Below are 18,172 nucleotides of genomic sequence, written 5' to 3'. Positions count from 1 at the left end.
TTTGAGGTATTTTTTTGAAATTATTTCTTTAACACTGGCGTGCCTGATGTATCGTTTTCTCTTTCTGAATCAAAAGTTTGCATATGTGCTGGATCTCGATGCATAAAACTATGTGTTTCACCTTCGGTTTTCCTGCAGAATTTTGAATGAATTGTTTCCTCGATTTTTAACGTTGTTTCATTTTCATGAAATAGTCGTTTCCCGCAGTCAGGGCAAATAAATTCAGGCATAAATTTCACTTGCATTAAATCTATTTAGATGTTTCAGGCAAAATTGAATTTGACATTCTTGTTCCTAACCGAAACTTTAGATGTTTACAAATTCCTAATAATTTATGGACGAATCTCAAATCGCATCTTTCGTTATGTGGTCTGTAATTACTGGTATAATTATGACCATTACGGGATTAAGCTATAGAGCATACTTGAGGGCAAAGAAAAATGAGATCTCTTCATCTTGAAAAAAAGGGACTGAGAGGCCTTGCTATTGCTGAAAGCTTTGGACCAAATTCTTCAAAATCTATTTTATCTGGAATTGTAATGAGACGAGATTTCATCATTGATGATTTTGTATTTGGAAGTACTACAATAGGCGGTGATGATGCTACAGATTCCATCTTGAAGATGTATAATGAACTTCAGAGACCTGATGTTAGCTATGTTTTGATATCTGGTTTGATAGTCTCTATGTATAATATTATAGACATAAAACAATTGTTTGATTCTCTAACAATTCCTATAATTGGAATTTCATATAATGATTCTGTGGGAATAGATAGTGCCATTAAACAACATTTTCCAAATTCATTTGAATCTAAACTTTCTGAATATAATAAATTGGGTAAAAGAGACAAGATTACTTTGCATACATGTCATGATATTTTTGTTCGGAGAGAGGGCTGTTCACTAAATGATGTACGACATCTTCTTGATGATTTGACATTGGATGGTTCTATCCCAGAACCTATCCGTGTATCACAATTACTGGCAAAAACATTGTTTGAAAAAGGGTTATCCTTCTGAAGCTGTTTTGCCACCATCTACATTTAAGATAGTTCCAGTCACCCAATTTGCCTCGTCTGATGCTAAATACAGTACTGCATTTGCAACATCTACAGGTTCGCCGACTCTTGCAAGTGGTAATCTTTCTTCGAGAACTTTTCTTGCTTGAGGATCATCTAGATATGGTTTAATCATTCCTGAATTAATAATTCCTGGATTGACGCAATTACATCTGATGTTTCTTCTTGCATATTCAACTGCGATTGATTTTGTAAACATGGAAATTGCTGCTTTAGTTGCTGAATACACTGCCAAATGCACTCTTGGAATTGCTCTTTCGCTTGAAATAGAGCCAATGTTTACAATTGCACCACTTTTTACGTCTGACATTTTTGAAAGAACTGCTTTTGTCATATGAAAGACTCCTAACAAGTTAACATCTATGAGTTTTTTAATTTCTGCGTCTTTCATTTCGTGAAAATGTACTGGATCATTGATTGCTCCTGCATTATTTACTAAAATGTCTATTTTCCCATACGTGTCCATGATTTGATTTACTGCTTGTAATACTTGTGATTCATCTATCAAATCGCACGTGACTGATGCTGTTGACTCTTCATTTCCTATCTCTTTTCTTGCATTTTCCAATCCTTCTAGGTTTCTTGCAACCATGACTACTTTTGCCCCTTCTTCTGAAAATCTTTTAGCAATTCCTTTACCTATGTCACTTGATGCACCTGTTACTATGGCGACTTTATCACTTAATCTCATACTAGCACAAGGAACTCATAACTTATAGAATTTTTGTTTAATTATATTCGTGCAATTATTTTTGTTTGGAATCATTAATTCTTTTGATGTACTCTATTATCCCTGTATAGTCAATCTCCCCCAGTCCTTCTTTTAGGGCGTCGTCATACACTTCCTCTGCTTTTTCTATCATTGGGAGTTTTATTCCTAAGGATTTGGCCATTTTTGTAATAGTACTGATGTCTTTTTTTAGGTTTGAAAGAGTAAATGTTGCGGTATATTCTCCGTCTATCATTTTGTATGCCTTTTTTTCACTCATGCCAGTTTTAAAATACGTAGAGTTTAAAATTTCAAGAAATATTTTTGGATCCACATCTGCATTCTTCATAAGAGTGATCCCTTCAGATAGTGCCAGAGCAAGCATAGTTATTTGTAGGTTCATGGCAAGTTTAACTGAATGTGCTATCCCGCTTCCTCCTAAGAAAAATACTTTATTTGCAATTTTTTCTAGAACGTTTTTACAATTATCAAAAGCAGTTTTATCTCCTGATACCATCATGACTAGTTCTCCTGTGATAGCTACATTTGGTCCCCCCATTACTGGAATATCCAGTTTGTTAATATTGTGCTCTTGAAATTTTTTTGAGATGTTTTTTGATTCTGACGGTTCAACTGTACTCATATCTGCAACAATCAATTTTTCGTTTTTACATTCTATGATTCCCTTGTTTCCAAATGATACTTGTTTTACTGCCTCTGCATCTTTAACTACTATTATGACGAGCTCTGCGTTTTCAGCAGTTTCTTTTGGTGATGATGTAACTTTTCCTCCTTTTTCTTTAACTTGAATTGTTTTTTCTTTTGTTCTATTGTATACTGTGACATCAAATCCTACATCTAACAAATGCAGTGCCACAGCATTTCCTAACATTCCTAATCCTACAATTCCTATTTTTTTCATATTTTTTCAACTCTCTTAATTATTATTTTAATGACGTTCTTCATTTTGAATCTCCCATTGTTTATCTCCAAATCTTGATGATGCAAATTCTAATAATCCTATTGTCTTGTCTCCCTTTTTGACTTTGGCAAAATCAAATTTTTTTAATCTGAGTAATTTTTCTTTTGGTTTGTATCCTCCTTCGATTACTTTTACCTTGAATCTTTTACTTGCTTTTATGATCATTTTTCTTGCAATTTGCACATCTCCAATCCACGAAAACAATTCAAAATCCCCAAAATTTTTAGTCGAAATATCGTATCCATACAATCTAGCTTCAAGTTTTACCCCTTGAATTTTTGCCTGGTTGTTTAACCATGATACAATCTCTTCTCCGTGGCCTTTTTCAACCCCAAATGTTTCTGAATCTCTCATCTATTCAAATTCACAATATCAAACCATAATAATCATTTTCAAATTATTGTTAAACTAAAATATTGATAAATTCATTAAAATTCATGCTTACTATTGACTGCAAAGATGTATCATCTATAAAAAACGAGTTACTCGTTTATGTTGCAGATAAGGTAGCTGCTATTCCTACTATCAAACAACACCAGTTCACTCTCTCTACTTTTAATGATGATGAAACTCTTGACATCGCTTTAGTTATTTCTGCTATTAAAGAATACTTGGATTCAATAGATGAAGGAAGAAACTTTGCAGTAATTTCAAATAATGAAAAAATTAACATTACTTCTATTTCAGGTAGGGTGATAGAACGAGAATCTGTAGATCAATCTGAATTGTTTTCTTGTACACATTGTGGGTTTGTGACAAAATATCAAGTTGAACTAAATGTTCACATGAGAATTCATTATCTCTAATTCTTAAATTCTGAAACCCAAATCTTTCATTGGTATCTCTTGCGGCAATGAGAAATTATAATGTGGAAAATGTTTTGGTATTCTGAAATCTGACTTTGTGCAACTTATATTTTGGATCTGTTCTCATGCCTTCTATCTTTAATTGTTTTCCAAAAATATCATAAATTACAATTGTGTGGTGGGCTTTACGTAGTATCTTAAACTACAATAATTATAAAACTTCTAGCGTCATCGAAAAATCCTCTAACCGTCATCAAAGAATTTAATCATAATTTGATTTTCAACAGGATCTTTATAAGCATCAGTCCACAAAAAAATTTATGAATACACCATCGAAGAACAATGTGAATAAAGTTTATTGTGAAAAATGTGATCTTGTTTTTGAATCTCGAGAAAAATTTGAAAAACATCTTGATAGTCACTCATCACTTGCTTCCTGTGAGATTTGTCCTATTGATACTATTATTGCAAAATTTCTAAATCTGTTCAAACGAAAATCATCACGTAATTTGGAATAAGTTTTTTTAACCAATTCGATATGTTTTGAAACATGCGTAAAAAAGCTGTAGTTTTAGGATCTATAGTTGCAGCAATTATTGTTGGTATTGCAGTATCTGCCTCTTCATCACCCACAGAAACTGCGAATCTTGATGTGGGTAGAATGCATGGTACCATCTCTACTGCTATGGGTTCTGCAATTTTAGGAGATCCTTCTGCTCCAATCACAATTGTTGAATTTGGTGATTACCAATGTCACCAATGTTATAATTGGTTTCATAACACAAAACCTGCAATAACACGTGATTATATTGAAACAGGAAAAGTAAATTTAGTTTTTGTTGATTTAGCTTTTTTGGGAAGTGATTCTCTAAAAGCAGCTCAAGCGTCATACTGTGCTGAAGATCAAGGAAAGTATTGGGATTATCATGACCTTCTTTACAATTCACAAGAATCGAAAATTGATGGCGGTTGGGCAAATTCTGAAAGACTAAAAGCATTTGCATTTAGTTTGGGTCTTGACATGAATCTCTTTGATAGTTGTCTTGATTCAGGAAAATATTCAAAACGTGTTCAGTATAATATACAGCAAGCAAAAGATCATGGTGTTGGAGGAACCCCTGGATTCTTTATTGTAGGTCCTGACGGACAACAACAAATCAGTGGTGCACAACCATTTTCTGTCTTTAAACAAATTCTGGATCCTATGATCTAAATGATACAAACTACCAAACTTGTATTCTCAAATTTCAAATATGTCTTATTAGCATCTGTTATTTTTGTTTCTATGGTAATTGGTTTACTGATTCTGTCTGAATACATTTTCTTAGAACCTTACATCATAAGTCATTTACCTGTTGGGACTGAATTGGGATTTGTATTAATTTTAATACTTTCTGCACTATCTGGACTGGTTATCCCGATGAATATTTTTAGAATAACCATTCTAAAAAGTTCAAAACAAAAAATGGGTGGCGGTATTATTGGATCCATTGTTGGTGCTGTTGCTGGTGCGTGTAGTTGTGGTCCAGTAGGATTTGCAATAATCTCGACTTTTGGTTCTGTAGGTGCAACTGCAACTGCATTTCTAACCAATTATGATGTTCCGATTCGAATTATTGCAATTGTCATTTTGATTGTCACTTATTTTACTACTGTAAAATCTCTTAAAATTGAATGTACTCTCAATACTTGATAATGATGCATCAGAAATTACCAATTAGGCAAATTTTTACAACCTTGAAATGTATGTTGTAGGACTTTTAATTGATTATATGACATTCATTTATGTCCCAATTAGGCCTAGTAGAAGAGATCCTGAGTCAGATGAAATAGAGGATGCCGAAGATTAGCGTTTTTTTGAATTTTAATGAAAGAATGATTTTTCCAAATCATCAAAGTTGAGCTATTTATTTGCCATTTTTTAGGTTTAACTAATGCAGAATTGGAATATTATTTTTGGAATTTTCATAATATCTGGCCCTATCATTTTTTCAATGATTGCCTTCCCTGATTCCATCGCATGGAGTTGGAATGAAGGTAGAGGAGGTTATTTCTTTGCACTTGTTTTCATAGTGGCCGAATTAATTGGACTAAAAATTGTCATATCTAAAAAACGACTTCTTTCAGTAATCCCTTTGTCGTTTCTGACTATTGCATATCTGATTTCGTTGGAGTATGGTTTAAGAGATTACATTATTGAATCTGCAGAACAGTTTGACGTACAATTAATTTATTCTTGGACATGGATGTGGGACTTTGTTATTATGGCAATTTTTGTTGTTGCAGCATTGACTATTTTCTTTGGCAAGAGATGGATTAGAATCGCTCCTGCCGGACCTATTTTCCTGACTGGTACTGCGCTAATCCTTTCGCTTGATGCATTTTTCCCATATGACACTTTGGGACCTTTACAATATGTTGTTCCATATTTTGTTCAAACTAACGTGTGGGTTATTACAATACTTGATCTTGGAACTGCCGTTGCCAAAGATAATGTGATGTTTTTGCGTGGGGAACATGGTTCAATGGCACTTCAGGTATTTTGGCCATCTGCTGGAGTTCACAGTATTATTATTTTTTCCTTGGTAATTGGTGCCTTCATGTTAAAACTGAACATTCCAAGACATCGAAAAGCCATGTATTTTGTTTTAGGCATTATAGGGACAATCACAGTCAATTTAATTCGAATCTTTTCTTTATCTTGGTATGCCCTTAAAGTAACAACAGATCCTGTAGCATGGGAAGAATATCACAAAATTGCAGGTGAGATCATGTTTCTGCCATGGCTGTTTGCATTCATACTTGTAGTAATTTTGATAGAATCCAGACGTATGAAGAAACTTGAACAATAATCTCTCTATTTAAAAATAATTTGTAATGCTGCTTTGCCCTTGAACTTCTGAAAGTTCTGTAACTTTCACACCTAATCTCCTGATTGTGATGGTTTGGTTTTCTAATGCTTCTCTTAGTAATTGGTCCGCATTTTTTTGCAATTCTTCAATACTTGAAGTCGGATTTTTCAACATTCTTGATCTTGATTTACTTGATAAATCTGATTGAATTAGATGAATTCCTACTGATTTGAACATCCGATTATTCTTCAATAGTATGCTATGTACTTCTTTGCATAAATCGATAATACTTTCAGATAGAAATTGATAATCTTTTGAGTCTTTTTTTAATGTTGAAATTTTACTGTACTGTATGCTTGCTTCTCTTTCTTTGACTGGTTCATTATACGTCCCTCTCACTGCATTGTAGATGTAAGTCCCACTCTTTCTTCCAAATTCTTTATTCAATGTAAAAACATCTAGTTTTTTCAAGTCTTGTATTGTTTCCAAACCCATTTCACTGAATCTTTCATCAGTTTTTTTCCCTATACCTGGAATAGCTCTGATTTTTAAAGGATTTAAAAACTCACTCATATTATCTGGAGTTACAACTGTAAGACCGTCTGGTTTTCGATAATCTGATGCAATTTTTGAAATCAACTTGTTAGGTGAAATTCCTATTGAGCAACTAAGTTTGATTTTTTCTCGAATGGAATTTTTAATTTGCTGTGCAAGATGACTTGCTTTCTTAAAATCTCCTTCTACTCTTTTTGTTACATCCAAGTAGGCCTCATCTCTTCCAACATATTCAAAGATATCTGCATTGGATTTCATAATTTTCATTGCTTTTTCAGAAATGTCTGAATAGAAATCAAAATCTACTGGTAGAAACACTGCATCATTTCTACTTGCTAGTCTTTTTTTTGCAAACGAAATCGGCATTCCTGATTTAACTCCATATTTTCTTGCAGCATAGTTTGCCGTAGCTATTGCACCGCTGTCTCCTCCTCTGTCTGAAAAAACACAAACACAAACTGGTTTTGTTTTTAATTCGGGTGATCTTGTCTCTTCACATTGAGCATAAAAATAATCAAAATCTATGTGGAAAACCACTCTTGTTTCCAATACTTTTAGATAATGTTTTGATTATTACTATATTGTGCATTCATCTAAATACTGATCATGTTTCATAATTTTATGGATTATCCCGTCTCTGCTGATGAAAATGGCATTAATCTAAAACCAGAAAAAATGGAAAAAGAAAAACTGTATCATTGTATTTTTAAAAATAAGGCAATGCTGGTTTTCAAAGATTCTCAAGATGTGTTAAACTGCTATGAAATTGAACATGAGGATTTGGTTGAAAAAATAAGAAAGGCTAGTAACGAAGATCAATTAGAAAAAATACTTGAAGACTATCTTGATGGGCAAAACCTGAAAAATTAATAAACGCCGGGGAAAGTTTTCATATAACAGGAATTCAAAATTGAACGACTCTAAAAAATCAAAAGACGCAGAAGACATTTTATCTGAATTTGACACCCGAACTAAATCTGAACCAACACCAGAACCTGAACCAACACCAGAACCTGAACCAACACCAGAACCTGAACCAACACCAGAACCTGAACCAACACCAGAACCTGAACCAACACCAGAACCTGAACCACAACTATCTGCACCAGAACCTGAACCACAACTATCTGCACCAGAACCTGAACCACAACTATCTGCACCAGAACCTGAACCACAACACAAAACTTCTGAAATACATCATCCGCCAGAAGAACGAGATGTAATTTTTGTTGGCACCAAACCTATCATGACCTATGTTTCAGCAACTTTAACTCAACTTTCTACAAGGCCTACTGTGACAATTAAAGCTAGAGGAAAAAGAATAACTCAAGCCGTTGATGTATCCCAAATGATTGTAAAAAGAATGGATTCGGTAGGCTACGTGATTAGTGATGTACGAATTTCATCTGATTCACTTACTTCTCAAGATGGAAAACAACGTAATGTTTCCACTATGGAAATTGATATTTCAAAAAATTAGTTTAAAAAAACTCATTCTAATCTTATTCGTAATTTTAATTATGATGATGTTTCTTAGTTTATCCAACAATTCCTGTGGTATAAAACATATGCAAATTTTAAATGAAATTAACACATTTGAAGAATCTTTAGATCCTGAAATATGTGAAATGATTGTTGAAAAGATTGATCTTTTTAATGATTCATGTGAACCTGAAATTGAAATTTTAGATTGTGGTTAAAATACTGTGTCTGACAAAAAAGATATTCCAAAATAAATTAACGCCACACTTAGGCTGATCATTAGCATTTTGTAATTTCTATTAGATATCATTTTTGAACTCTTTGATGTAAAAAATGAAATAGCGCCAAGCCATGCAAAATCCATCCAAATATGCAATGCAAATAAAATGATGATGCCTGCAAATGCCCATATCAACATTGCATCCGATATTAATTTGAAACCAATTGTTAGCCACCAAATAATAAAAAATGGATTTAACGCACTAAGCAAAATCCCTGTAATTAACGGTCCTTGTTTTGTTTTTATTTTTGAAATTTCTTTTCTTGTAAAAATTGTCTTAATCTGAATAATTGCAAACATAAAAAGTGTGATGGCACCTAAAATAGAAATTATTGTTCTAAATTCTGGAAAAATCTCAAATGAGAATACTCCTACTCCCAACAAAACAATTAATGGAAATTCAACAATTGTGTGACCAATTGCCATCTTGATTCCTGATCTTGCACCTTCTCTTAATCCATAAGATACATTGGCTGCAAAAAGTGGGCCTGGAGTCATTACTCCTGATGCTGAAATAACAATTACCGATAGTGCAAATTCAAAAAACTGTTCCATTCTCTTGTAATTGCAACCATGTGGGTAACAAAATAAACATAATTGAACTTTTATCTGTACATGTAATCTTTTAGATGTTTTGATTCTTCATGTGCCTCTTTAATCATTTCCTCTGCTTTTTCTGCTTCTTTTTGCAATGATGGAATGTTGCATGAAGCTCCGGGAATTAATTTTGACATTGCTAAGCAAAGATTTGCACTTGATTTAAAGTCTGGACCTTTTCCATCAGTGTGAAAAATTATTACAATGACATCTTGTTTTTTTATACTTCCTTCATTTAACAAGATTCCTGGAATTCCTGGAACTGTCCCGTGTTCTAATACTTTCAAACCTGCATCTGTGATTTTCTCTCTGGCCGATTCTGTGCTCCCAATTCCAATCATTTCTTCATTTCCTTTTGGATCTTTTATTGCAACACTGCTTACAATTAATTCAATTTTGTGTTTTTTTGCCCACTCTAACATTGCATTAGCAGTAACTCTGTGCAGAGATTCCTCAAGAGTGAAATATGATAAAAATATTCCAACTTTCAAACTTTCATTTACAAAAATTCTTGTTGGGAAATTTGGAATTTTATTTTTTATTATGCTGATTGGTGGAAAATTTTCTGAATCTATTATGCCTGCTAATTCAAAATTTGATGTGTGTATCATTGATTCTGAAGATATTGCGCTACTAAATCCTACAGATGGGAACCCATCAATAAGGTACCCGCCTTCTAGATTTATTGGTATGATCTCTCTAATTTTTATTTCAGGAAGCAATGGTTTCTATTTATCCTAATCAGATAATATCTTTTGTCTACCTTATGATCTATTTTTGTAATTTTTTAATTAATGCCGCATAAATAAACGGTAGAATTGTTGTGACTTCTGCATGTAGCGTTGACTGCCTAGCTTTTTGTGTAACTTTCCCCCATGAGATTGCTTCTCTTACTAGTGCCCCACTAAGACTTCCATCAAATTCTTGTGCAGTTGTAATGTAAAATGCATAATCCAATCCTTCTCTATATTGATTCCACCACAATGTATGATGTTTAGAAATCCCTCCTCCAATCATAAACGCTCCTGATTTTTCAGCTTTGAAAATAAATCCTGAAAGTAAATCTGCATCACCTGTCATGTTTAGTTTAAAATCACTATGTTTTTGTGCAAAAAGCCAAATTTGGCTGCCTACTGCTCCATCCATAATTCCAGGAACTACTACGCTTACATTGTTTTTGTGTGCCCAATAAAGAAATGAATCTTCTCCCAGATGCTTTCCGATCATTTTACAAATTTCTGCAGTGGTCATCTCTTTGACTCCCTTTTGATATTCTTCTTCTAAAAATCCCTGCATCTTCTCTTCTATAAGTGGACCATAGCTATCCATTGGAACAAGTACATTTCCTAATCTGTGAATATTTTGGTTTGACAATTCCATATCGTCCATTGTAAATGAACCTTCTTTGTAGTGTGAAAAATGCCTTGCAATATCATGATCTAATGCACCACAAGTGGTAATTACAACATCGAACCATTTATTCTTGATCATATTTTTAATTATTCCTCTTAATCCAGTTGAAACAACAGCTCCTACAAATGAAACAAATCTTAGACATTGTTTATCTGAAATCATCTCAGTTAAAATCTCTAATCCGTCTGAAAGATTTACTGATTCAAATCCTCCTGATTGAGACAACTCTTCAAAAATATTTTCTATTGGTGTATCTGAATCAATTTCAATGTCTTTAACCGGACGTCCAGGTTCTATCATGATTTTATTCGTCGATGGCAAGTATAAAATTCTGCCTTAATTGAAATATTTTCTGTATGTTCTAAGAAAACTTTAAACAAGTCCAATAACACCAGTCTTCAAATGGCTGATAGGATTAAAGTTGGTTTGGTAGGTATTGGTAATTGTTTTGCTGGATTAATTCAAGGTATAGAATATTACCGTAAAAACCCCTCTCAAGAAGTTACAGGAATCATTCACGATAAATTAGCAGGATATGGGATACATGACATTGACTTTGTTTGCGGATTTGATGTTGGGGAAAACAAGGTTGGCAAATTACTCAATGAAGCAATTTATGAATATCCGAACATGGTTGATTGGGTTCCTAGAGATGAAATGCCAAAAACCGACGCCAAAGTTCATGAAAGCCCAATTTTGGATGGTGTAGGGTTATGGGTGGAAAATAGAATTAAACCTATTCAAAGTGACAAAACTCCTGAACAAATTGCTGATGAAGTAAAAAAAATAATAAAAGACACTGGTGTTGAAATTATTGTATCTTATCTGCCTGTAGGTTCTGACAAAGTAACTGAATTTTGGGCTCAAATCTGTCTTGATACTGGCACTGCTTTTGTTAATTGCATTCCATCATTTATTGCATCTGATGAGAAATGGGCCAAAAAGTTTGAAGAAAAAAACATTCCTTGCATTGGTGATGATATCAAAGGACAAGTTGGCGCAACTATTGTACATAGAACATTAGCAAAATTATGTAGTGATCGAGGAACTAAAATCGAAAAAACTTACCAAATCAATGTGGGTGGTAACACTGATTTTCTAAACATGAAAGAACAAGATAGATTAGCTTCAAAGAGAATTTCTAAAACAGAAAGTGTTCAAAGCCAGCTTAAAGACAGATTAGATGATGATCAAATCTATGTTGGTCCTTCTGATTTTATTCCTTTCTTGGGAAATACTAAATTGATGTTTATGAGAATTGAAGGTCGTCAATGGGCAAACATTCCTTACAACATGGAAGTTCGTTTAGAAGTTGATGACAAAGCAAACTCTGCAGGGATTGTAATTGATGCAATTCGATTGGCAAGAATTGCTCTTGATAGGGGTGTTGGTGGTCCAATTAAACCTGCTAGTGCTTATCTGATGAAACATCCCATAGAACAAACTTCTGATGTAAACGCAAAAGCTGAATGCGAAAAGTTTGTTGCCGGTAATTAATTATTGAAATTTATTTGAATCTGAAAATCTGCTTTTTCTACTTTTCTCATATTTTTCAAGAATGAATTCTTTACTTTTTTCACTTGCTCCTTTTAATTTAATGATTTTTGTTGTAACTACTTTGTCATCTTCTGTTAAATCTACAATAATGCTATTTCCTCCAAATCTTCGATTCTCCACATTTGCAGCTAAAATTGGTATTCTGTTTTCTAGTGCTCTGACCTGAACATACATTTCCCAAGGTACAATCCCTCTTCGAACAATTCTGCTTGGAGAAAATAATACTTGAGCTCCCTTCTTTGCAAGAACATTGGCAACGTTGGGAAATACCATGTCGTAGCAAATAATTATTCCAAACTTACAAGATGTTTTAAAAATTTTAGCCTCATTTCCAGGTTTTACGCTATAGCGTTCATAATCAAAAGGATGGATTTTTTCTTGTCTTCCTATGAACTCACCCTCAGGACCAATAACTGGAGCAATTATTGAGGTGTTTTTTCTAATCTCATAAAACGCTCCTGGAATAATAGTCATTGAAAAGTCTCTTGCGATTTTCTTAAATTCTAAAAACTCTGAATCAAAATCCTTGATAATGTTGTTCTTTAACCATTGTTCTGGCAGGCATACTATTTTTGTCTCTTTTTGTCCTAGTTTTTTAATAATCTTTGAAACTTGTGCTATTCCTTTCTGATTAGATTCGTATGATGTGGTTTGAATTAATCCTAATTTTACCATAATTTTTGAATCTTTCCTCGGTAATTATAGGTGACTTGTCACTGAATTTGAAAAATTTTGATAAATGCTTTATTCCTTGCAAAAATGATCTGTTTATTTCAAACAATCTATATTTTTTATTCCAATTTAAGGACAGGTGATAACATGGTATTTCCAAAAAATCTCTTCCTATTCATGGTCGGCTCAATTGTAGGATTTATCACAACTCCATTGATATAATTTATTTCAAACAATCTATGGTAAAGATAAAATTTCTTCTGAACAGTTCTGTCTGTTTTTACTATACATACAAGATGTTATCTCCCATTTTGTAGTAGATAATTTATCACCGTCCTATCGTTTGTGTGCTTCAGGTGTTCAAGGGGAAACTCGATTAAGCCTGAAACCACTTTTAATTTAAAACATATCCTTTTTGTGCCTGATCTTGGTTTTTGACTTAGTTGTAATGTGATCAAAACAATTTTGTCGTAGTTTTTAGTTTCATTGTATTTTAATTATGACTATCCTGGATCTGGACCATTACGAAAAATATGATAACAAAACAAGAAAAATTACTCAATTATGTCAACTAAACTTGTTAATCATCGATTATCCTACGTAATACAAGATTATTGTCATTGGTTCATGTAAAAAAAGTCGAGATCTTTGGTTTCAAATCATTTGGATTTAAGAATACTACTGTTCAATTTGAACCTGGACTTGTGTCTATCTCTGGCCCAAACGGTTCGGGTAAAAGCAACATTTTGGATGCCATAATTTTTGCAATGGGTGAAAATAAGCCCAAAGTAATGAGGGTTGATAAATTACGATCTTTAATTCATGATATTGAGGGAAATCGCCGTGGACCAAAAATGGCCAGATCTAGTGTGCATTTTGATAACACTGACCGAAAAATTCCAGTTGATTCAGATCAGGTTGAGATAACCAGAGAAATGGATGAAAGTGGGGAAAATACCTACTATCTTAATAAAAAGAAAACAAACCGAAGTCACATTCTTGATTTGTTGGATATGGCAAATGCTGGATTGGGCCAACTAAATGCTGTTCAACAAGGAACAGTCACCAGAATTTCTGAATTTACATCAGAAGAAAAAAGGAAAACCATTGAAGATTTAATCGGTTTATCATATTTTGATGAAAAAAAGACAGAGTCTGTAAAACAACTCGATGAGGCAGATAGAAGACTGGAAATTGCACTTGCAAAAATGGGTGAAATAAAAAAAAGGATTGATGAACTTGAAGAAGAAAGAAATCAAAAATTACGTCACGATATTTTGGAGCGTGAATTAAATCGTTACAAGGCAATAGCGGCTGCAAACAAACTGAAAATTATTTTATGCCAAAAATCCTCCAAAGAATCTACACTACATACTCTGACATCTGAAATCACAAAATTTGATGAAGAAAGAAATGTTTTACGAACTGAAATTGAGTCTCTTGAAACTGAAAAATCTAAATTGATGGCAGAAGCTAATGACTATAGTCAATCGAAAGCATCTTTGGATGTAGAAATAAGTTCTGCTATGGAACAATATGAAATTGACAATAGTGCAATATCTGCATCAAAGAAAAGACTGGAGCAAATTGAAATTAGAATTCCGGAAATTAAAAAAGAAATTGAAGATATTGATCAAGCTAGAAATGATATCAATTCTCAAATAAACAAAATCAAAGATTCAATTGAAGAAACAAATCTAAAGAAAAACAAAATAAATGCTGATTTAGAAATAATTGATTCACAAAGAAATAAAATTCTAGATGAACAATCACAAGCTGCAGCGAAAAAATCAGAAATTGATGATAAAATAAAGTCTTTGACTGGAGCGCTTAATCAATCTGAATTAAAGTTATCCAAACTACAAAATGAAAACGATGAATCTCTCATTAAAATTAAAACAAACACTGCAAAATTTAATGAAATAGAAAATGACATTGTAAAACTATCCGGATATGAATCTCAATTGGAATCGATGATGAATAATCACACTGCATCCATAACTGAATTAAAATCTAGAATTTCTAAATTACATGAACGAAAATCAAAGATTAACAATGATATGGATGAATTGGGATTAATTTTAGAAAAATCCAACAAAGCTGCAACTCAATACGAATCAAAAATTAAGACAGTAAAAGGATTCATGCATGAAGATTATACTGTTGCAAAACTAAAAGAAGATGCTGAGAAACTTGGAATTGACGGTCTAGTTTATGAAATGATTTCATGGGATAAGAAATATGAACGCTCTGTATTGGCTGTGAGTTCAGATTGGATTAAAGCTATAGTGGTAAAAGATTTTGCAACATTGCTTGGAATTGCTGAGGTAGCTAAAAGTAAAAATCTTCCAAAATTGAAAATTATCCCACTTGAGGCAATTCCTCAATTCAAACTAAAATTACCTGCCGAATCAGGAATAATGGGAATTCTTGCAGATTATGTGACTTGTGATTCTGCATACACTGCACTCAAAACATTCTTGTTTGGAAATATTGTGCTTACTGAAACGCGTGAATCTGCGTATAATCTGTCTCAAAAAGGTTACAAGGCTGTGACTATCGATGGTGAATTCTTTGAAGCAAAAGGCGGAACTGTTGTAATAGACATTAACTCAAAAATTTCTAAACTTACAAAACTAATTTCGATGAGTAGTGATATTGATGGATTATTCCAGTCTATTGGGTTAATAAAAAAATACATGTTAAAGAAAAAACATTCTTTGAAAAAATTAGACGATTCAATTCAATCTTATGCAGAAAGACTCTCAATTTCTGAAAATTCTCTTACTTCTACAAATGAGAATCTTGCAAATTTGAAATCCAGAATAACTTCAGCAATTGCCATGAAAGATCAATTAACAAAAAGAATTTCTGAATTGACTTCTAGAAATTCTACTATTGCGTCTGAAATATCCACTACTGAATCCCATGCAGAATCATTACGTCAACGTATCGCAATCGTAGAGGAAAATTATGCAAGTGGTGAACAGACTCGAATTGCAAATGAATTGTCTAGAATAAATTCCAGGAAATCTGAAATTGAAAAACAATATACTACAATAATGAATGAATATCGTGATAAATCTTCTCAACAAACAACATTACAAACTCAAGAAAACAGAGAAAAGTCTCAATCTGATCGTCTTTATAATGAAGAACATTCTTTGAATTTGGAACATCAAGAACTAGAATCAAAAATACAAGAATTAGAAAAACAAAAAGAATCTAAAAGTGCAATTCTTATTAAATTAAGAGAGAAAGAGCAGGAACTTATCTCTACATCTGGTTCTTCAATTGAAAATCTAAAAGAATATGATGATAAACTCAAAGTTTTATCTGAAAAAGATAAAGAAATTACAAAACAAATCAATTCATTGGAGCGTCAAACTGATTCTTTGAACAGGGATTTGCATGATTTAGTTGAAAACGAAATGAAACTTCAGCAAATTCTTTCCGCATTTGGGTTTGACAAAGATATGGAAACATTCGATGTTGAATCGATTGTTCAGGGATTAACTGCCGAACTAAATTCTTTAAATGCATTAAATGCAAAAGCTCCTGAAACCTATCTGGAAGTATCCTATGGATATCGTTCAATGTCTACAAGAAAGAATTCTCTTGAAGAAGAAAGAAACTCTATTGTTAAATTCATTGAAGATATCGAGAAAGATAAGCGTCAGACATTCTTAGATGCATTTGACAAAGTAGATAAAGAAATTCGTTTGATTTTTAATAAAATGACTGAAGGCAATGCATGGCTAGAATTACAAAATGAAGATGATATATTTAATTCTGGAATATCATATCTAATTCAATTTCCAAATAAGCCGAAAAGAGAATCAACATCAATTAGTGGTGGTGAAAAAACTTTAGCTGCAATTGTATTTGTACTTGCATTACAAAAGCTAAAACCATCTCCCTTTTACCTATTTGATGAAGTAGATGCACATCTTGATGCTCCCAACTCTGAAAGACTGGCAAAAATTCTGGAAGAAAGATCCCATGAGAGTCAATTCATCATGGTTTCTTTGAAAGATTCTGTTATACAAAAAGCAAAATTAATCTATGGTGTTTTCCCAAAGAATGGTGTTTCCAATGTTGTGACTTACAAAGATAAACGAATGCCTTCTGTACACACTTCCTAGTCTAATTTTATGTGACAGGCAGAATAATGTCTGTCAGAAATTTCCAGTAACTCTGGTTCTTCTGCACATTTTTCAATCACATAGGGGCATCTTGCTCTGAATCTACATCCCTGAAAAATATCTTCATCGGTTGCATCTTTAATCCTTATTTTCTTTTCTTTCTTTAGGTTATCAGGATCTGGCTCTGAAATGGCATCAATTAATGCTTGGGTGTAAGGATGTCTTGGTTTCAATAAAACTTGATCAATTGGACCCATCTCCACAATTTTTCCTTTATACAAAACTCCTATTCTCTGACCAAAATATTTTGCAGTTGCCAAATCATGCGTGATATAGATAAATGAAATATTGTATTTTTTCTGTAAATCATGCATTAATTCAAGCATCTCTGCTCTTATTGACACATCTAGCATAGATACAGGCTCATCTGCTATGATAATTTTTGGTTTGAGGGATAATGCCCTTGCCAATACTACTCTTTGTCTTTGTCCTCCTGATAGCATGTGGGGATATTTTTTTATGATCTCGTTAGCTGGCTCTAGTTTTACTTCTTGCAAAACTTCAACTACTCTCTTTAATCTCTGTTGTTTGTTTCCGATGTTATGAATTTCTAGGGGTTCTGATACTATGTCTCCAATTTTCATTCTTGGATTAATTGAGTCATATGGATCTTGATGAATCATTTGACAATTCATCCTAATTTTTTCCAAATTCTTTTTTTCATCATCAATTTCATGTCCTTCAAAAAAGATTTTTCCAGAATCTGGCTGAACTGATCTAAGAATTAATTTTGCAATGGTTGATTTTCCTGATCCTGACTCTCCTGCTAATACTAACACTTCACCCGTTTCGAGTGAAAACGAAACATCGTCAGTTGCCCTGACTGTTGATGTTTTCCCCCCAAACATACCTTTTTTATTAAAATATTTTTGCAAATGCTCCACTTTTAGTATTTCTTTCATTGATTATTGTTAAAACAAGAAGTATATCAAGAAATACGATTTATGCGTAAAATTTGGGATAACGCATTTATGTTAAAAA

22 protein-coding genes are annotated in these 18,172 nt (G+C 33.0%); 12 read left to right on the top strand and 10 right to left on the bottom strand.

What is annotated here, in order from left to right; all coding sequences use genetic code 11:
* Window positions 1–20: 20 nt before the first annotated feature.
* Window positions 21–230 carry a hypothetical protein gene (locus K5783_RS05140; protein ID WP_109876263.1) on the bottom strand — a complete coding sequence of 70 codons (210 nt, stop codon included), beginning with the start codon at window positions 228–230 and terminating at the stop codon, window positions 21–23.
* A 104-nt stretch (window positions 231–334) separates the two neighbouring features.
* Between K5783_RS05140 and K5783_RS05135 the strand changes: the two genes are divergently transcribed.
* Together K5783_RS05135 and K5783_RS05130 are read left to right on the top strand one after the other, a co-directional pair.
* A complete protein-coding gene (locus tag K5783_RS05135) occupies window positions 335–460 on the top strand; it encodes a hypothetical protein (RefSeq protein WP_297472590.1) in 126 nt (41 codons plus the stop codon).
* Complete coding sequence (locus K5783_RS05130; RefSeq protein WP_297472588.1) at window positions 441–1,022, top strand: DUF99 family protein; 582 nt, start codon at window positions 441–443, stop codon at window positions 1,020–1,022. The genes K5783_RS05135 and K5783_RS05130 overlap by 20 nt, the downstream gene beginning before the upstream one ends.
* On the opposite strand, the gene K5783_RS05125 is transcribed toward K5783_RS05130, so the two are convergent.
* The 3 genes from K5783_RS05125 to K5783_RS05115 are packed head-to-tail and all read right to left on the bottom strand — an operon-like array spanning window position 1,011 to window position 3,126.
* Window positions 1,011–1,772 (bottom strand): SDR family oxidoreductase, encoded by a 762-nt coding sequence (locus K5783_RS05125; RefSeq protein ID WP_297472587.1) that lies wholly within the window; start codon window positions 1,770–1,772, stop codon window positions 1,011–1,013. The genes K5783_RS05130 and K5783_RS05125 overlap by 12 nt on opposite strands.
* 55 nt (window positions 1,773–1,827) lie before the next feature.
* Window positions 1,828–2,712, bottom strand: coding sequence for an NAD(P)-dependent oxidoreductase (locus K5783_RS05120; RefSeq protein WP_297472585.1), 885 nt, complete (start codon window positions 2,710–2,712; stop codon window positions 1,828–1,830).
* 27 nt (window positions 2,713–2,739) lie between these two features.
* Window positions 2,740–3,126, bottom strand: a complete 387-nt coding sequence (locus K5783_RS05115; protein ID WP_297472583.1) for a hypothetical protein — start codon at window positions 3,124–3,126, stop codon at window positions 2,740–2,742.
* 83 nt (window positions 3,127–3,209) lie between these two features.
* Between K5783_RS05115 and K5783_RS05110 the strand changes: the two genes are divergently transcribed.
* The 5 genes from K5783_RS05110 (at window position 3,210) to artG (ending at window position 6,430) form a co-directional block, all read left to right on the top strand.
* Window positions 3,210–3,578 (top strand): C2H2-type zinc finger protein, encoded by a 369-nt coding sequence (locus K5783_RS05110; protein WP_297472582.1) that lies wholly within the window; start codon window positions 3,210–3,212, stop codon window positions 3,576–3,578.
* Window positions 3,579–3,898: 320 nt separating this feature from the next.
* Window positions 3,899–4,096 (top strand): hypothetical protein, encoded by a 198-nt coding sequence (locus K5783_RS05105; RefSeq protein ID WP_297472580.1) that lies wholly within the window; start codon window positions 3,899–3,901, stop codon window positions 4,094–4,096.
* Window positions 4,097–4,128: 32 nt separating this feature from the next.
* Window positions 4,129–4,791 (top strand): DsbA family protein, encoded by a 663-nt coding sequence (locus K5783_RS05100; protein WP_297472578.1) that lies wholly within the window; start codon window positions 4,129–4,131, stop codon window positions 4,789–4,791.
* Window positions 4,792–5,271, top strand: a complete 480-nt coding sequence (locus tag K5783_RS05095; RefSeq protein ID WP_297472576.1) for a hypothetical protein — start codon at window positions 4,792–4,794, stop codon at window positions 5,269–5,271.
* 241 nt (window positions 5,272–5,512) lie between these two features.
* Window positions 5,513–6,430 carry a thaumarchaeosortase gene (gene artG, locus K5783_RS05090; RefSeq protein WP_366939158.1) on the top strand — a complete coding sequence of 306 codons (918 nt, stop codon included), beginning with the start codon at window positions 5,513–5,515 and terminating at the stop codon, window positions 6,428–6,430.
* Between the two features lie 9 nt (window positions 6,431–6,439).
* Here the strand turns inward: artG and dinB are convergent, their stop codons facing one another.
* Window positions 6,440–7,534 carry a DNA polymerase IV gene (gene dinB, locus K5783_RS05085; protein WP_297472572.1) on the bottom strand — a complete coding sequence of 365 codons (1,095 nt, stop codon included), beginning with the start codon at window positions 7,532–7,534 and terminating at the stop codon, window positions 6,440–6,442.
* Window positions 7,535–7,606: 72 nt separating this feature from the next.
* On the opposite strand from dinB, the gene K5783_RS05080 reads away from it, so the two are divergent.
* From K5783_RS05080 to K5783_RS05070, 3 genes are all read left to right on the top strand, one after another.
* Complete coding sequence (locus tag K5783_RS05080) at window positions 7,607–7,855, top strand: hypothetical protein (RefSeq protein WP_109876106.1); 249 nt, start codon at window positions 7,607–7,609, stop codon at window positions 7,853–7,855.
* Window positions 7,856–8,177: 322 nt separating this feature from the next.
* Window positions 8,178–8,465: a DNA-binding protein gene (locus tag K5783_RS11250; protein ID WP_366939168.1), complete on the top strand. Its 288-nt coding sequence runs from the start codon at window positions 8,178–8,180 to the stop codon at window positions 8,463–8,465.
* 88 nt (window positions 8,466–8,553) lie between these two features.
* Window positions 8,554–8,685: a hypothetical protein gene (locus K5783_RS05070; RefSeq protein ID WP_297472566.1), complete on the top strand. Its 132-nt coding sequence runs from the start codon at window positions 8,554–8,556 to the stop codon at window positions 8,683–8,685.
* Here the strand turns inward: K5783_RS05070 and K5783_RS05065 are convergent.
* The 3 genes from K5783_RS05065 to K5783_RS05055 are packed head-to-tail and all read right to left on the bottom strand — an operon-like array spanning window position 8,682 to window position 11,057.
* Window positions 8,682–9,302 carry a LysE family transporter gene (locus tag K5783_RS05065; protein WP_297472565.1) on the bottom strand — a complete coding sequence of 207 codons (621 nt, stop codon included), beginning with the start codon at window positions 9,300–9,302 and terminating at the stop codon, window positions 8,682–8,684. The two genes, K5783_RS05070 and K5783_RS05065, sit on opposite strands and share 4 nt — an antisense overlap.
* A 50-nt stretch (window positions 9,303–9,352) precedes the next feature.
* Window positions 9,353–10,066: a PAC2 family protein gene (locus tag K5783_RS05060; protein ID WP_297472563.1), complete on the bottom strand. Its 714-nt coding sequence runs from the start codon at window positions 10,064–10,066 to the stop codon at window positions 9,353–9,355.
* A 49-nt stretch (window positions 10,067–10,115) separates the two neighbouring features.
* A complete protein-coding gene (locus K5783_RS05055) occupies window positions 10,116–11,057 on the bottom strand; it encodes a deoxyhypusine synthase (RefSeq protein WP_297472561.1) in 942 nt (313 codons plus the stop codon).
* 102 nt (window positions 11,058–11,159) lie between these two features.
* On the opposite strand from K5783_RS05055, the gene K5783_RS05050 reads away from it, so the two are divergent.
* Window positions 11,160–12,254 carry an inositol-3-phosphate synthase gene (locus K5783_RS05050; protein ID WP_297472559.1) on the top strand — a complete coding sequence of 365 codons (1,095 nt, stop codon included), beginning with the start codon at window positions 11,160–11,162 and terminating at the stop codon, window positions 12,252–12,254.
* Here the strand turns inward: K5783_RS05050 and K5783_RS05045 are convergent, their stop codons facing one another.
* Window positions 12,255–12,989: a carbon-nitrogen hydrolase family protein gene (locus tag K5783_RS05045; protein ID WP_297472557.1), complete on the bottom strand. Its 735-nt coding sequence runs from the start codon at window positions 12,987–12,989 to the stop codon at window positions 12,255–12,257.
* A 617-nt stretch (window positions 12,990–13,606) separates the two neighbouring features.
* Here K5783_RS05045 and K5783_RS05040 point away from each other — a divergent pair.
* Complete coding sequence (locus K5783_RS05040; RefSeq protein ID WP_297472555.1) at window positions 13,607–17,131, top strand: chromosome segregation SMC family protein; 3,525 nt, start codon at window positions 13,607–13,609, stop codon at window positions 17,129–17,131.
* Here the strand turns inward: K5783_RS05040 and K5783_RS05035 are convergent.
* Window positions 17,128–18,093 (bottom strand): ABC transporter ATP-binding protein, encoded by a 966-nt coding sequence (locus K5783_RS05035; RefSeq protein WP_297472553.1) that lies wholly within the window; start codon window positions 18,091–18,093, stop codon window positions 17,128–17,130. The genes K5783_RS05040 and K5783_RS05035 overlap by 4 nt on opposite strands.
* Between the last annotated feature and the right edge of the window lie 79 nt (window positions 18,094–18,172).

The organism is Nitrosopumilus sp. (genome assembly GCF_025699125.1).
Lineage (GTDB): Archaea > Thermoproteota > Nitrososphaeria > Nitrososphaerales > Nitrosopumilaceae > Nitrosopumilus.
The sequence above is the reverse complement of the archived record's forward strand: the minus strand, read 5'-3'. Positions and strand labels throughout refer to the sequence as shown.